At 55.6% G+C, this 15120-nt stretch carries 15 protein-coding genes and 1 tRNA gene; 11 read left to right on the forward strand and 5 right to left on the reverse strand.

Translation table 11 applies throughout. The features are described from left to right. Positions 1 to 591: 591 nt before the first annotated feature. Positions 592 to 903: a DUF3077 domain-containing protein gene (locus AC1DWG_RS24840; RefSeq protein WP_477763284.1), complete on the reverse strand. Its 312-nt coding sequence runs from the start codon at positions 901 to 903 to the stop codon at positions 592 to 594. 691 nt (positions 904 to 1594) lie between these two features. On the opposite strand from AC1DWG_RS24840, the gene AC1DWG_RS24845 reads away from it, so the two are divergent. Next, the gene (locus AC1DWG_RS24845) at positions 1595 to 2731 is read left to right on the forward strand and encodes an ImmA/IrrE family metallo-endopeptidase (protein WP_477788467.1); all 1137 of its coding nucleotides are present in this window, start codon (positions 1595 to 1597) and stop codon (positions 2729 to 2731) included. Continuing rightward, on the forward strand, positions 2728 to 3225 hold the full coding sequence (locus AC1DWG_RS24850; RefSeq protein WP_477763286.1) for a DUF4411 family protein: 498 nt from the start codon (positions 2728 to 2730) through the stop codon (positions 3223 to 3225). The genes AC1DWG_RS24845 and AC1DWG_RS24850 overlap by 4 nt, the downstream gene beginning before the upstream one ends. A gap of 83 nt (positions 3226 to 3308) precedes the next feature. Here AC1DWG_RS24850 and AC1DWG_RS24855 read toward each other — a convergent pair whose 3' ends face one another. Both AC1DWG_RS24855 and AC1DWG_RS24860 read right to left on the reverse strand, forming a co-directional pair. After that, positions 3309 to 3638: a hypothetical protein gene (locus AC1DWG_RS24855; RefSeq protein WP_477763287.1), complete on the reverse strand. Its 330-nt coding sequence runs from the start codon at positions 3636 to 3638 to the stop codon at positions 3309 to 3311. A gap of 708 nt (positions 3639 to 4346) precedes the next feature. Then, a complete protein-coding gene (locus tag AC1DWG_RS24860) occupies positions 4347 to 5459 on the reverse strand; it encodes a GlxA family transcriptional regulator (protein WP_477763288.1) in 1113 nt (370 codons plus the stop codon). A gap of 98 nt (positions 5460 to 5557) precedes the next feature. Here AC1DWG_RS24860 and AC1DWG_RS24865 point away from each other — a divergent pair, with 98 nt between their 5' ends. The 6 genes from AC1DWG_RS24865 to alr all read left to right on the forward strand — a co-directional run bounded on the left by AC1DWG_RS24865 (position 5558) and on the right by alr (position 11650). Then, positions 5558 to 6430 carry a substrate-binding periplasmic protein gene (locus tag AC1DWG_RS24865; RefSeq protein WP_218429437.1) on the forward strand — a complete coding sequence of 291 codons (873 nt, stop codon included), beginning with the start codon at positions 5558 to 5560 and terminating at the stop codon, positions 6428 to 6430. Positions 6431 to 6507: 77 nt separating this feature from the next. Continuing rightward, a complete protein-coding gene (locus AC1DWG_RS24870) occupies positions 6508 to 7296 on the forward strand; it encodes an amino acid ABC transporter ATP-binding protein (protein WP_477763289.1) in 789 nt (262 codons plus the stop codon). Then, positions 7296 to 7952: an amino acid ABC transporter permease gene (locus AC1DWG_RS24875; RefSeq protein WP_019582764.1), complete on the forward strand. Its 657-nt coding sequence runs from the start codon at positions 7296 to 7298 to the stop codon at positions 7950 to 7952. The genes AC1DWG_RS24870 and AC1DWG_RS24875 overlap by 1 nt, the downstream gene beginning before the upstream one ends. After that, positions 7949 to 8632, forward strand: coding sequence for an amino acid ABC transporter permease (locus tag AC1DWG_RS24880; RefSeq protein WP_477788468.1), 684 nt, complete (start codon positions 7949 to 7951; stop codon positions 8630 to 8632). The genes AC1DWG_RS24875 and AC1DWG_RS24880 overlap by 4 nt, the downstream gene beginning before the upstream one ends. A 4-nt stretch (positions 8633 to 8636) precedes the next feature. Next, positions 8637 to 10064 (forward strand): amidase, encoded by a 1428-nt coding sequence (locus AC1DWG_RS24885; RefSeq protein WP_477763290.1) that lies wholly within the window; start codon positions 8637 to 8639, stop codon positions 10062 to 10064. A gap of 344 nt (positions 10065 to 10408) precedes the next feature. Next, positions 10409 to 11650, forward strand: a complete 1242-nt coding sequence (alr, locus tag AC1DWG_RS24890) for an alanine racemase (protein ID WP_477788479.1) — start codon at positions 10409 to 10411, stop codon at positions 11648 to 11650. A 159-nt stretch (positions 11651 to 11809) separates the two neighbouring features. On the opposite strand, the gene AC1DWG_RS24895 is transcribed toward alr, so the two are convergent. Both AC1DWG_RS24895 and AC1DWG_RS24900 read right to left on the reverse strand, forming a co-directional pair. Next, on the reverse strand, positions 11810 to 12139 hold the full coding sequence (locus AC1DWG_RS24895; RefSeq protein ID WP_477755280.1) for a hypothetical protein: 330 nt from the start codon (positions 12137 to 12139) through the stop codon (positions 11810 to 11812). Positions 12140 to 12324: 185 nt separating this feature from the next. Beyond that, positions 12325 to 12409 (reverse strand) — tRNA-Leu (locus AC1DWG_RS24900). A gap of 108 nt (positions 12410 to 12517) precedes the next feature. Between AC1DWG_RS24900 and queA the strand changes: the two genes are divergently transcribed. Genes queA through yajC form a run of 3 tightly spaced genes read left to right on the forward strand, consistent with a single transcriptional unit; the run spans position 12518 to position 15091 of the window. Further along, positions 12518 to 13582, forward strand: coding sequence for a tRNA preQ1(34) S-adenosylmethionine ribosyltransferase-isomerase QueA (gene queA, locus AC1DWG_RS24905; protein ID WP_477763291.1), 1065 nt, complete (start codon positions 12518 to 12520; stop codon positions 13580 to 13582). Between the two features lie 14 nt (positions 13583 to 13596). Continuing rightward, the gene (gene tgt / locus AC1DWG_RS24910) at positions 13597 to 14712 is read left to right on the forward strand and encodes a tRNA guanosine(34) transglycosylase Tgt (RefSeq protein WP_191624894.1); all 1116 of its coding nucleotides are present in this window, start codon (positions 13597 to 13599) and stop codon (positions 14710 to 14712) included. Positions 14713 to 14755: 43 nt separating this feature from the next. Continuing rightward, positions 14756 to 15091 (forward strand): preprotein translocase subunit YajC, encoded by a 336-nt coding sequence (gene yajC / locus AC1DWG_RS24915; RefSeq protein WP_007982729.1) that lies wholly within the window; start codon positions 14756 to 14758, stop codon positions 15089 to 15091. Positions 15092 to 15120 lie beyond the last annotated feature (29 nt).

The following is a 15120-nucleotide window of genomic DNA, read 5'->3' on the forward strand; positions in this document are numbered from 1 at the left end:
TGTTCGGTTCTGTCTACGACCTTGTATTGAGTCTAGAAGAATGAGGGGGGAGGCGCCGTGCCAGAGGGGAGGTTGCCGGAGTTATGCACAGCGGATTGCCTGTGGAGAAGGTGACGATCAAGCCCACCGGAAGCACTCGGAGGCCGGAAATCTCAAAACCGAATTCCCAGCATTTACTTTGCCCCAAGCAATAAAAAAGCCCCGAAAACCTCGAGGCTAATTCCAAATGCCACTCAACACACAAAGCCCCCTGTGGGAGCGAGCCTGCTCGCGAAAGCGCCAGCCCAACCAGCATCAATACTGAAGATGCACCGCAAACCCAGTCACACACCGTGGCCAAACAATGCCCGTCTGTTCACCACAACCCCTGTAGGAGCGAGCCTGCTCGCGATAGCGCCAGCCCAGCCACCATCAATGCTGAAGATGCACCGCAATCACAACCCAGTCACCCAGTCGGGCCAAATAATGCCTGTCAGCTCACCGCAATCCCTGTAGGAGCGAGCCTGCTCGCGATAGCACCAACCCAAACAACATAAATGCTGAATCAGCTACCACCATCACAAGCCACCCACACCCCACAGGCCTCAACCACTAACCCTCAGCCTTCGCCCCCGCCCGCGTGGATACCGGCGCACAAGTCCGATCCCGAGTAAGCACCTTCACCGCATCATCCACCAGCGCCTTACTCATCGAAGTCAGATAATGCGCAGCCCAAGCGTGGCGGTCTGTGTCTCTGGCGTAAGCAGCATCTTCAGTGAGCGTCTTGGCCAGGAACAGAAAATCGGAGGCCATGGACAACGCATCGCCGAGAGGAACCCCGCGAGTGACATGAAACAGCGCTTGATCCGCACAGTAGATCGCGGGTGTCAGGCCAATGGTTTTGAGTTCGGATTGTTCAGTCATTGGCCACCTCCGAGGATGGAGAGGCAATGGGGGAGGGTCTTACGCGATTGGGAGTTACGTAGAGGGAAAAGCCAAATTTCAAACGGATTCATACTGCGCATTGCGAAGCTCCTTAATTTGAAGAGCTGCCACAATTCGTTACCAAGCGAATGGGTGGCAGCTGTGCGCAGGTTGGTAAACCGGGAAATCAAGGAAACCGGCACGTCCGAAGACGTCCCACGCACAGCCGCCATAACGCAGATCGCAGGCGAAAAAAAGCGCCTGCGAACGCATGGCACTGTTGCGCAGTGATTTACCTCGGGTTACCAAGCCCGGCCGCTGAATTGGCAGCGACGGTGGAAGGTTATCGTCCAGATCCTTTTCCTGCAACCGTCGAGACGCTGGGTGATGATGTGGGCGATCAGGGCGGATGTTTGCATTAGGAGGCCGTGGCGGCGGGCTGGCAAAAGGGCAATGCCATCTATCCGCGGGTTACATATTTGCGCTTCGGGTCGTTGCGGATTTACCTCATACTCGCCCGCTTCTACCTTCGGTAGCTCCGCTTCTCTACTAATCTGTAGACGCTGTTACCAGATATTCAATAGCCAAGGAGAAAGGCAATGCCAGATAGCGGGAACCAGCTTCAGTCGGACGCATCTGCCAAGGATGCTCTTGAACGGTTACTGGCCCCATCTGATTTGCCTGCGACCCTATGAGTCAAGCCGCCTTCGTCAATCCAAGCCTGCTCACCTGGTCTCGGGAGCGCGCAGGTCTGTCCACTGAGCAGGTTGCTAAAAAGCTGCCAGTGAAACCTGATCGAGTACAGGAATGGGAGGCTGGCGAGACCAAGCCAACATTCCTTCAGGCTCAAAAATGGGCGAGTGTCGCTCACATCCCTTTCGGATTCCTGTTTCTACAGCAGCCTCCCGTCGAACAACTGCCTTTACCTGATCTGCGGACGGTGGGAGGGATTGCTCCTCAACGTCCCACTTTGGAGCTGTTGGACACCGTAAGGGATGCCATACGTAAGCAGGACTGGTACCTGGAGTATCTGCAACACCAGGAGCATCAACCGCTGGCATTTGTAGGTCGCTTCAGTAGTCGATCTCAAGTCAGAGAGGTGGTGGACGATATCCGCCGGGTCCTCGGCGTGAACCCTGACATTGCTCGATTGGATTACGAAAAATACAGCCGCGCCTTGATCGAGGCAGCGGAAACGGCTGGCATTTTGGTTATGCGCAGTGGAATTGCTTTGGGGAACACTCACCGCAAACTTGAAGTGAGCGAGTTTCGGGGTTTTGCCATCAGCAATGCCTACGCTCCCGTCGTATTTATCAACAGCTCCGACGCTCCCACCGCCAGGCTGTTTAGCTTACTTCATGAGCTGGCCCATATCTGGATTGGTAGCAGTGGAGTATCTGACGGAAATACCGCCAATGGTCGAGACGAGGAGCGTTTCTGCAATGCAGTTGCAGGTGAGTTTCTGGCTCCCGAAGCCCAATTCCGCGCCCTGTGGAATGCAGATGTTGACTGGCAAGATAATTTAGCTCCGCTAGCCACTCGGTTTCACATCAGTAAATTAGCTATCGGTCGCCGCGCATTGGATCTTGGATATATAAGCCAAGCGCAATACAGCGCTTACTATCGAATGATCCTCAAGGCTTTCCAGGATGAAAAAGGTGGAGCGGGTGACTATTACCGTAACGCTACCGCGAAAAACAGCCCTCGCCTAAGCAAGGCCGTGCTGACTGAAGCAATGAGTGGCCGGATGCTGCTGCGCGAGGTGGGACACTTGCTCGGCGTGCAACCTGCCAAATTAAGGACACTCGCCAGCAAGATTACGGAATGAATCATTTACTCGACGCTAACACACTGATCGAAGCGAAGAACCGTTACTACGGGATGGCTATCTGTCCTGGATTTTGGCAATGGCTGTTGTTGAAAAATAAAGCGTTAGATTTAGCCAGTATCGCACCTGTTAAGGATGAGTTAACTAAGGGGCATGACGAATTGGCGGAGTGGGCGAAGGAAAATCAAGAGTTCTTCCACTCAACCACCGATAAAGCTACGCAAATGGCGTTTGCTCAGATTGCAGGGCTTGTAGCAAATCAAGCGCCGAAAATGAAAGTAGGTGCTATGGACGATTTCTTAGTCGGTGCTGACCCTTGGTTAATCGCAAAAGCTATGACTACGGGGGCTACAGTCGTTACTCATGAAGTGTTGAATCGTGAAGCCAAACGAAAATTCATCATTCCTAATCTTTGTGAGCAGCTAAACATTCCTTTTTTGAATACGTTTGAGCTGCTGCATAGGCTTGAAGCAAAGTTTGTGTTACCTGCTTGATAGTCTAGTTAAAGACCAGAATAGGCTTGTAAGAAAGTTGGCGTTAGATATGTCGAGATGGGAATTAGCCAGAAAGTCATCTCTTACAATATGTCTTTCAAGTATTTTTTGATCGCGATCAGTGGCGCATCAAGCTGCTCCATCGTTTGCGCATTGCCAAAACTAATCGCCAACCTTTTCAGCTCACGCCCTAGCGGTTTCTCAATACCGCCGACGGCATCCAGTGCCAATGCCAGACACTCATCCAATTTGAGCTGGATCGCTTCGACATCACCCCGGCGTACCAGTATGCCAAACACATCCCGCTGATAGACGCTCATGACCAGGTCGTCCCGCAAAATCGGACTCTGATCCGCTGACTCATAAGCCAGTTTCAGCGAGAAAAGCGCGACTGTTTCCAGTGGGGTTTCCATGGGGATGGTCCTTGTGCAGTGTCCAGTGTGTCTGGTGAGGAGGGTCAAGAGATCGCAGCCCGCGGCAGCTCCTACAGAGGGCAGCAATGTGGATCACTTTTCTATGGACGAAAAAAAACGCCTTGCAAAGCAAGACCTTTCTTAATATTGGTGCCGAGGGAGACTCGAAACTAACATTAATTACTTGATTGGTATAGATTAAATTGGATGTAAATCTTTTTGTGTACATGAATTTATACTTGGCATGTATTTTTACGCGAGCAAGTGTGCGGGGGGGAATTTATGATTCCGTCTTTTGAATTTTCGACGAGATGCATGTTGTGTGAGTCATTGTTTTTAACAAAGCAATCAGGTTTGGCGGAGTCTGGCCTGCCGCTATAGGCAACTGTCGACCCAAACTAGCCAGTCGTGACAGGCAGAAAACGACCGAGGCTGTGTAAAAACGGTTTAGAGCGGGTTTGACAGTCAGAACCAGAACGAAAATCGCGTTCCTACGCAAATTTCAGGTCCGCTGATACACCAATCATTGGCAGATTTTACGTAGCGACGCAGATTTCAAAACAGTGTCTGCGTTTTTACATAGCCTGGTCCCAAAGCTGACGGTGGTGACAGGCAGAAATCAGCCAAAAGCTGCCTGTCGAAAAACCGTTAATCTCATCCCAACTTGGTCTTCACATTCTGCCCCGCGACCGATCAATGCTTCACTGTCTATAAAAAATACCTCCCCCCTTGGGTGAGTGTCGCTTTTCGCATCAACTCTTTACGCAATTTTCCGGGGGACATGCCAAACATGTTCTGAAAATGTCGAATGAAATGGGGCGCATCGGCGAATCCGCATTCGAAAGCGATTTCCCCGATATGTCGATCCGAGCTGATGAGAAGCCATCGGCCAAATCTGAGTCGAACCTGACGGTAGAATTGGGCCGGAGTGTTACTGGTTTCAGCGACAAACAGCCGCTCCAGTTGCCGTTTACTGGTACCGACAAGGTTTGCGATTGAGTCAATGTCCAAGGGCTCGGTCATGTGCTTTTCCATCAGCATCACGGCTTCGTGCAGGCGCCTGTTCGAAGAGCTGGCGTAGCCAAGTGCCTTGCGCCGGTCGACGAAACTGCCGGAACTGCTTTTTGCGACCGTCATCTGATGAACAACTTTGCCGGCCCGATCTGGGCCGCAATGCACCCCAATAAGATGGATGGCCAACTCAATCACCGAGATACCGCCTGCGCAGGTGATCCGATCCTTGTCGATGAGGAAGTCACTGTTGCTGACAAAGCGCAATTTGGGGAACAGACGTTTCCAGTCGTCGCAATGGTAGGCATGCACGCAAGCAGTACGTCCCTCCATCAGGCCATGTCGAGCGAGCACGAAGCTGCCCGTGCATAGACCGATCAACGGCACGTTAGCGGCTGCTGCCTGAAGCAGAAATGCCGGATACGTCTTTGGTGCGGCCTCAAGGGAATCAAGCAGCCCACCAATCACCACGATGTAATCAAATTGATGAGGATGGGTGAGCTCACTGTCGATAGGTACATCCAGTCCGCAGCTGGAAATGACTCTTTGCCCGGGGGTACCGAGTACTTTCCATTGGCAGCGTATCGGACGGCTCTGATCGCCCGTATCGGCGGCATGTCGCAGCGCATCGGTCAGCCCTGACAGTGACAGCAAAGGGAAGCGCGGCCACAACACAATGCCAATAGATAACTCAGTGGCGCCGCGTCGGCTTGGCGGATTTCGTGCCTGACCATTATCAAGCTCTTCTACGAGGCTTTCGCTGGAGGCCCTGGGCAGTACATCTCCGAAATGTCGCAAATGTTCAATCATTCATGCAAACCATCCAACCAGTTATACCGCCGATCACCATACGATGAGCGCCTGCCCAACACCATGCTGTTCATAAAAAAACAATCGAGGAGCACGTGATGAAGAAGCCCAACGTTCAACGTTTTGCCGGTATCTATGCAGGTCTGCTGGTATCCATGCTGGCCTCGGTACCGGCATTCGCACTGGAAACGGTAGAGCCGGGAAGCCTGACTATCGCGTTCACTGGCGATATGCCGGGGACCGGTTATCAAGACAGCCGGATGGTCGGCTACGACGGTGAAATCCTTCAACAAATATCTGAGAAGCTGGGTTTGAAGGTTAAACCTGCCTTGATGGACTGGGCCGGCACCATCGCCTCAGTACAAGCTAAACGCGTGGATGTCATGGCCGGCACCATGGGCTGGACCGAGCAGCGCGCGAAGATCATGACCGTGAGCGACCCGATTCACTATTTCAAGAACGGCATCACCCAGACCGACAAGACCAACTGGAGCAGCCTCAAAGATTTGCAGGGCAAGAAGGTCGGCACCATCACGGGTTTCTCGTTCATCCCTGAGATGCGCAAGATCGAAGGGCTGCAAGTAGCGCTGTACGACACCTCCGATGCCGCGGTGCGCGATCTCCTCGCCGGGCGCATCGATGCAGTGATTGGCGATCCTCCGGTCATGCAATACGCCATTTTTCGCAACGAGCAGTGGCACCTGCACTTCAATGCTTTCACCGACAACGATCCGAATTTCCCACTGCTGACGGGGCTAGGTCAGGTGGTGTACGGCTTCAATAAAGGGGCCAGCCCGCAGCTGGTGGCTGCCGTGAACGAGCAGATCCAGACCCTCTGGAAAAGCTGTGAAATGCGCAAGATCGGTGCCCGCTACGGTCTGACTCAGGATGTCTGGTATGTGCCGGAAGGCAAGGACCTGAGGCTGGGTGTCGACCGCCCGGCGGACTGGAAACTGCCCGGCTGCAAGTAAGCGCTTGAGCGGATGAATCGGCCTGATGGCCCGTGCCGATTCATCGCCATGTCTATAACAAAAAGAGGTTAACCAAGATGTCGACCCCGTCCGAACCTGCGTTGCTGCGAGTGCATGACCTGCACAAAAGTTATGGTGATCTGGAGGTGCTCAAGGGGATCAACCTGGAGTTGAAAGCCGGTGAAACCCTGTCGTTGATCGGCCCCAGCGGGTCGGGAAAGTCCACTTGCCTGCGTTGCATCAATTACCTGGAAAAACCCACTCGAGGCGATATCTGGCTGGGCGACGAGTTGATCGGGCAGATCAAGGACGGTAAACGCATACGTCTGATGAATGATCGGGAAATGGCTCCGCAGCGACGCGAGATCGCGATGGTGTTCCAGCTCTTCTACCTCTGGCCACATTTGAGCGTACGCGACAACGTCGCGCTGGGGCCGATCAAGGCACAGGGTATGCCGCGCAAGCAGGCCTATGAGCTGGCTGATGCCATGTTGGAAAAAGTCCATCTGCGGCACAAGGCCGAGGTCTATCCCGAGCAGTTGTCCGGCGGACAGCAACAGCGGGTCGCTATCGCCCGCGCGTTGGCCCAACAACCTAAAGTCATCCTGTTCGACGAGCCGACCTCGGCGCTGGACCCCGAACTGGTGGGGGAAGTACTGGCCGTGATTCGTGAGCTGGCGCAAGAGGGCCGCACCATGATCATGGTGACCCATGAAGTGCGCTTCGCTCGGGATGTGGCGGATCGGGTGATCTTCATGGACGGCGGACACATTGTCGAGCAAGGGCCTTCGGCGCAGGTAATCGACAACCCAAGCCATGAGCGCACCCGCAGTTTTCTTGGGCGCATGGCCATGGAGGGCGCTTGATGGCGAACTTCGAGGTCTTTCTCGGGCTACTGCCTCTGTTGTTGAAAGGCGCGCTCACCGCCCTGGAAATCGCGCTGTGTACCTTGCTGCTGGCGAGTGCCGGTGGGGTAGTACTGGCGGTGTTGCTGACGTTCAGTCGGTCACGGGTGTTGCATGGGGTGATCGGCTGTTTCATTGAGTGGATGCGCAATGTTCCCGCGCTGGCGCATCTGTTCCTGATCTATTTCGGTCTCTCCTACCTTGGCATCAACTTGCCCGCGTGGCTGGCCGCCATCGTTGGCTTGAGTCTGGTGGGCAGCGCGGTGTTGGCTGATATTTTCCGTAGCGGCTTGCAGTCGCTGCATGTCGGTCAGCATGAAGCCGGGTTGGCTGTCGGTCTGAGCCGGATGCAGATTTTGCACTGCATTCTCTTGCCCCAGGCCCTGCGCGTGACGTTGCCAGCGTTCGCCAACTACGTCACGCAATTGGTCAAGGACACCTCCATCGCCTCGGCCATCGCCGTGCCGGAAATCATGTTCCTGGCGCGCAATCTGGTGACCTCCACCTTCCAGACTTCACTGATCTATTTGGCTGTGATGTGCATCTACGCCGCGATGATTTTACCGATCGGTGTGGGATTCATTCGGCTCGAACGTCATTTTGGGAGCGCGCGATGATCAGTTTTTTTCAGCAATACCCGGAGTACTGGAGCGACTGGATCGCTCGCCTGTTGCTCGGTGCACGGATCACTGCCGAATTGTCCCTGATGGGGTTCGCTCTGGCGGTCGTGCTGGGGGCGTTGTTGGTCTGGGCGATGAGAAGTCCGAGTGTCATCCTGAAACAGTTGGCAGCGTTCTTTATTCAGAGCATGCGCGCTGTACCTCTTCTGGCGTTGCTGCTGGCCCTGTATTTCGCGTTGCCCAGCCTGGGGTTGACGTTGTCCGGCTATTGGGCCGGGGCCATCGGTCTGGGTTTGCAGGGTGCCGCTTACGTTGCGGAAATCCTCCGTGGCGGCCTGGATTCGCTGCATCGCGGCCAGCGCGAAGCCGCTATCGCCATCGGACTGACGCCGCTGAAAGCGTTTACCACCGTCATCCTGCCGCAAGCGATTCGCGGCATGTTGCCGCCACTGCTTAACGCCTACGTGTCGATCCTCAAGGACAGCTCGTTGTGCGCTCTGATCGCCACCGATGAGTTGATGCTGGCGGCGCGGGCCATCGCTTCGGAAACCTTCCTGCCAATGCATGTCTTCCTGCTGGTAGGGCTGTTCTATTTTGTTATCGCTTTCCCTCTTTCAATGCTGTCGCGTGTGCTTGAAAAGCACTTTTCACGCGGGCGCAAAACCGTGCGAGGTTGAACATATGAGCACCATAGATCGAGTTACTTCCCACAGCATTGCCCAGTTGCAGCGGGCGCTGCAGGCGGGATCGCTGACTAGCGAAGCGCTGGTTCGTGCGCAACTGGCGCGCATCGAGCGCTTTGACGAGCAGCTCAATGCCTATGTCGAGACCTATTCCTCGCGTGCTTTGAACGCGGCCATCGCCGCTGATCGCCAGCGTGCGTCCGGCATACACCTGGGACCGCTGCATGGCATTCCTCTGGCGATCAAGGACTTGTTCGAGATCGATGGCCAGGCCATCACGGGTGGATCATTGGCACAGGCACCGCGTGTTTCGAGGTTGACCGCCACTGCAGTGCAACGCCTGGAGCGTGCCGGTGCAATCATTCTTGGCAAGACCCACACCGTCGAATTCGCTTTCGGTGGCTGGGGCACCAACGCGGTGATGGGCACGCCGTGGAACCCGTGGGACCGTAACGTGCATCGCGCTCCGGGTGGCTCAAGCAGCGGCTCGGCAGTGGCCGTGGCCAGCGGGTTGGCGAGCGCTGCGCTGGGCACCGATACCGGCGGCTCGGTGCGGATTCCGGCGGGCATGTGCGGCTTGGTCGGGCTGAAAACCACGCGTGGGCTTATCAGTCGCCATGGCTTGATCGAACTGTGTCCTTCGCTGGATTCGGTAGGGCCTATCACCCACACCGTTGAAGATTCGGCGTGGATGTTGGATGCACTGCTGGGCCCGGACCCGCTGGATCCGGTTTCGGCCCAGGCACCTGTATTCAGCGCCGCTGCCGGTCTCAATCAGCCGGTAGCCGGTTTGCGCATCTGGGTGTTGCCACAGGCCGAACGAGCGCATGTCGCTCCCGGGGTGCTGAAGGCTTACGATTTGGGGCTCAAGCAGTTGGCCGCGCTGGGCATGCAACTGATCGAGCAACCGCTACCCACGTCGTTGGAGCAGTGCATGCGCATCGCTGGTGGGCTGATGAGCGCCGAAGGTTATGCCAGCCTGGGTAGCTTGTTCGAGCGCGACGATCTGCGTTTCGACCCCCATGTTCAACGTCGCGTACTCAGTGGTCGCGCCATCGACGCAGCGTCGTATATCCAGTTGCACAATCAGCGCCGCGCCGCTCGGCACGCCATGCAGGAGGCCATGACCAACATAGACGCCTGCGCTTTCCCGACCAACGCTATTGGCAGTGTGCCGTTGGATGAGGTCGATGAATATGGCACGCCACTGGCCTTGTTGGGGCGGTTCGCCAACTTGCTGAACTTGTGTTCGGTGGCGCTGCCCATCGGGCTTGATGAAAAGTGCATGCCGGTCTCGATGCAGATTGTGGGTCGGGCATTCGCCGAACCGCTGATTCTGCGCATCGGCCATGCCTATCAACAGGTCAGCGATTGGCACACGCTACGGCCTGAGGGCTGGGAGCTGGCGGACAACGCGGTTGCGTGATGGATATAACTGCTTGATATATCCCTGGATATCACCCTGCCAACGCCCCAAGTTAAAGTGGGGTTAGAAAGTGTCACCTATAAATCTATATAAAAATTTAATATATACCTGCCCAGTGATTTCGCGAGTTATCAAAAATTTCACCGGAAGGGTTACTCCAAGGATAACGTTTCAATAACGTTGTTCGCCATGTACTGAGTTTGCTTTTGTCGCTATCATTGGTGTTTCCTGCCGCCCATAAAGTCAGGCCATTTCCTTAGTCGGGTAGTGGCTTGCGCAGAGTCATGTATGTCGTCAAATCGTTAGTTGTCATCAACAACGTTCTGTATCAGGAGATGTATTGTATGCCTTTCACTCGGACTGTTATTGCTCTTTCTTTAGGTCTGATTATAGGGCAGGGGTATGTTCAGGCTGCACCGCTGCTTTCTTTGGATAATGGTCAGTCTGAACGGGCCGTGGTAACCAGTAATGCATGGGTTGAAATTAACCAGGCGGCGTTTGAAAACAATATTCGTACGCTCCAGAACACCTTGACGAATAAATCACGGCTTTGTGCCATCCTCAAGGCGGATGCCTATGGTCATGGTGTCGCGTTATTGATGCCGTCTGTCATGAAAATGGAAGTGCCCTGCGTAGGCGTTGCCAGCAATGAAGAGGCTCGAGTTGTACGTGAAAGTGGATTCAAGGGGGAACTTGTCCGAGTGCGTACAGCGACGTTGGCCGAGGTGGAAGGAGCATTGCCGTACAAGATAGAGGAGTTAGTCAGTAGCCTCGATTATGCTCGAGAAACGGCCGCTATTGCTGAAAAGCATGGGGATCGCCTGAAGGTTCACTTGGCGTTGAACGCAGGTGGTATGAGTCGCAACGGCCTGGAAATGAGCACTGAACACGGTCGGCAAGAAGCCTTGGCGATCAATCGTTTGGCTCCTCTGGAGCTGGTCGGAATCATGACTCACTTCGCGGTGCAGGATAAGGATGATGTTCGGCAAGGGCTCAAGGCTTTCAATGAGCAAACGGCTTGGCTGATAAAGGCCGCCGGAATTGATAGAAGTAAAATCACTCTTCATGCGGCGAACTCTTACGCGACGTTAGAAGTGCCAGAGTCGCATTTGGACATGGTACGTGCCGGAGGCGCCTTGTATGGGATGATGGAACCTTCGCATGCCGAGTACAAACCGGTCATGCAGGTCAAGTCATACGTGGCGTCTGTTAATCAATACCCTAAAGGCAATACAGTGGGGTATGACCGAACAGTGACACTGAGTCGTGATTCAAAGCTTGCGAATATTCCAGTGGGCTATTCTGATGGCTATCGTCGAGCGTTTACCAATAAAGGCGTTGTCCTTATAGATGGGCAGCGTGCTCCAGTGGTTGGGAAGGTCTCCATGAATACACTCATGGTGGACGTGACAGATATCCCTGCTGCGCGCGCTGGCGATCAAGTGGTGCTCTTCGGTAAACAAGGCGACAGTGAGATCGCGCAGAGTGAACTTGAAGAACTCAGCGGAACATTGCTGGTGGACCTTGCTACCGTTTGGGGGAGTAGCAATCCCAAAGCCCTGGTGGCGGATAAAGCCTCCGACTAACCAGTGAGGGTGCTAGTCGCTACTGCGGTGGTAACGCTCACACAGTAGCGACTTTTGGCAGTGACGCCTTGAGGATTTGACAGATCTGTTCTCGTCAACACTCGTCGGCCAGGTGCGGTCCATGGATGAGATGTTCCCCTCTTCGGGCAGCCTCATTACTCACTGAATAACTTTCAAGTAATCCCTAAGCGCAATGAGCGGCGCTTCAAGCTGCTCCAACGTCCGCGCATTGCTGAAATCAGCTGACAACCGATGCAGCTCACGCCCTAGCAATGTGTCAACACCACCTATAGCGTCCAGCGCCAAACCTACACAGTGTGCCACTCTAAACTGAATACCCTCGACATCACCCCGGCGCACCAGCAAGCCAAATACCTCCCGCTCGTAATCACTCATGATCGGATCATCCCGCAAAATCGGACTTTCACCTTCAGTCTCATAGGCCAGCTTGAGGCCGAAAAGGGCAACGGTTTCCAGTGGCAATTCCATTGTGTGAATCCTTGATTCGTTAGCCGAGCGGGTTCGGGTTGTGGCGTTGAAAAGCAGGATCAAAGGATCGCAGCCTTCGGCAGCTCCTACAGGTCAGTGCGTTGTTAGGGCGTTGTCGGTGGGGTGTCAGGTGCTTTTTTGCGGGCGAAAAAAAAGGCCTTGCTAAGCAAGACCTTTCTTAATTTTGGTGCCCCGAGGGAGACTCGAACTCCCACTCCTTTCGAAAACGGATTTTGAATCCGCCGCGTCTACCAATTCCGCCATCAGGGCTCAATGGCGGCGAAGTATAGAGATGAGATAACCGCTGGTCAATCAGGTACATGGAGAATTTTTGATATTTCCGCTAGACTTCCCGGCCCTGCTAGACGACACCCCATCATGCGCGTTGCTGACTTTACCTTCGAGCTCCCTGATTCGCTGATCGCCCGCCATCCGCTGGCCGAGCGGCGCAATAGTCGCCTGTTGACCCTGGATGGGGTCAGCGGCGCCCTGGCACACCGTCAATTCACTGATTTGCTGGAGCATTTGCGCCCCGGCGACTTGATGGTGTTCAACAATACCCGGGTGATTCCGGCGCGGCTGTTTGGCCAGAAGGCTTCCGGCGGCAAGCTGGAAATCCTGGTGGAGCGGGTGCTCGACAGTCATCGCGTGCTGGCCCATGTGCGGTCCAGCAAGTCGCCCAAGCCTGGGTCGAAGATCCTGATCGACGGCGGTGGCGAGGCCGAGATGCTGGCGCGGCACGATGCGTTGTTCGAGCTTAAGTTCGCCGAAGAAGTGTTGCCGCTGCTCGACCGCGTCGGGCACATGCCGCTGCCTCCTTATATAGACCGCCCGGATGAAGGCGCCGACCGCGAGCGTTACCAGACCGTCTACGCCGAGCGTTTGGGCGCGGTGGCGGCGCCGACGGCGGGGCTGCATTTCGATCAGGTGCTGATGGAGGCGATTGCCGCCAAAGGCGTCGAGACTGCATTCGTGACCCTGCACGTCGGCGCTGGCACCTTCCAGCCGGTGCGCGTGGAGAAGCTTGAAGACCACCACATGCACAGCGAATGGCTGGAGGTCGGCCAGGACGTGGTCGATGCCGTTGCCGCCTGCCGCGCTCGCGGTGGTCGGGTGGTGGCGGTGGGGACCACCAGCGTGCGTTCCCTGGAAAGCGCCGCCCGCGATGGCGTGCTCAAGCCGTTCAGCGGCGATACCGACATTTTCATCTTCCCGGGCCGGCCGTTTCATGTGGTCGATGCCCTGGTCACCAACTTCCATTTGCCCGAATCCACGCTGTTGATGCTGGTTTCGGCGTTCGCCGGTTATCCCGAAACCATGGCCGCCTACAAGGCTGCCGTGGACAACGGTTACCGCTTTTTCAGCTACGGTGATGCGATGTTCATCACGCGTAATCCTGCGCCGACTGCCCCTAAAGAATCGGGCCCAGAGGAAACAGTATGAGTCGCACCTGTCGTATGTCTTTCGAGCTGCTGGCCACTGATGGCAAGGCTCGTCGCGGTCGTTTGACCTTCCCGCGCGGTACCGTCGAGACCCCGGCCTTCATGCCGGTGGGCACCTACGGCACGGTCAAGGGCATGCTGCCACGGGATATCGAGGCGACTGGCGCTGAAATCATTCTGGGCAACACCTTCCACCTGTGGCTGCGCCCGGGCACGGAAGTGATCAAGAAGCACGGCGACCTGCACGATTTCATGCAGTGGAAAGGCCCGATCCTGACCGACTCCGGCGGTTTCCAGGTGTTCAGCCTGGGCGCCATGCGCAAGATCAAGGAGGAGGGCGTGACCTTTGCTTCCCCGGTCGACGGCGCCAAGGTGTTCATGGGCCCGGAAGAGTCGATGCAGGTTCAACGTGACCTGGGCTCCGACATTGTGATGATTTTCGACGAATGCACGCCGTACCCGGCTGATGAAGACGTCGCCCGCATCTCCATGGAGTTGTCCCTGCGTTGGGCCAAGCGTTCGAAAGAAGCCCATGGCGACAACACGGCGGCGCTGTTCGGCATCGTTCAGGGCGGCATGCACCAGGACCTGCGCATGCGCTCCCTGGAAGGCCTCGACCAGATCGGCTTCGACGGCCTGGCCATCGGCGGCCTGTCGGTGGGCGAGCCCAAGCACGAAATGATCAAGGTGCTGGATTACCTGCCGGGCATGATGCCGGCTGACAAACCTCGTTACCTTATGGGCGTTGGCAAACCGGAAGACTTGGTTGAGGGTGTGCGCCGCGGTGTGGACATGTTCGATTGCGTGATGCCAACCCGTAATGCCCGCAACGGGCATCTGTTCATCGATACCGGCGTGCTGAAGATCCGTAACGCGTTCCATCGCCATGATGATTCGCCGCTCGATCCGACCTGCGATTGCTATACCTGCCAGAACTTCTCCCGCGCTTATCTGCATCACCTGGACAAGTGCGGCGAAATGCTGGGAAGCATGCTCAATACCATCCATAACTTGCGCCATTATCAAGTGCTTATGGCTGGTTTGCGCGAGGCTATTCAACAGGGTACATTGGCCGCCTTTGTCGATGCCTTCTACGCCAAACGCGGGCTTCCCGTGCCGCCTTTGGACTGAGTTTTCTGACCCCAAGATTCAACATTTGCAACTGGAGTGCTAAATGAGCTTTTTTATCTCTAATGCCATGGCTGACGCCGCTGCACCTGCTGCGGGCCCAATGGGTGGCGGTTTCGAGTGGATTTTCCTGGTCGGTTTCCTGGTCATCTTCTACCTGATGATCTGGCGTCCACAGGCCAAGCGCGCCAAAGAGCAGAAAAACCTGCTGAGCAGCCTGCAGAAAGGCGACGAAGTTGTGACCACCGGTGGCATCGCCGGCAAGATCACTAAAGTGGCCGACGATTTCGTCGTTCTGGAAGTTTCCGACACCGTCGAAATGAAGTTCCAGAAAGGCGCCATTGCCGCCACGCTGCCAAAAGGCACGCTCAAAGCGATCTAAGTTTCAACTTCATATTCAATCGACGGGGC

The organism is Pseudomonas sp. P4_B3 (assembly GCF_056402295.1).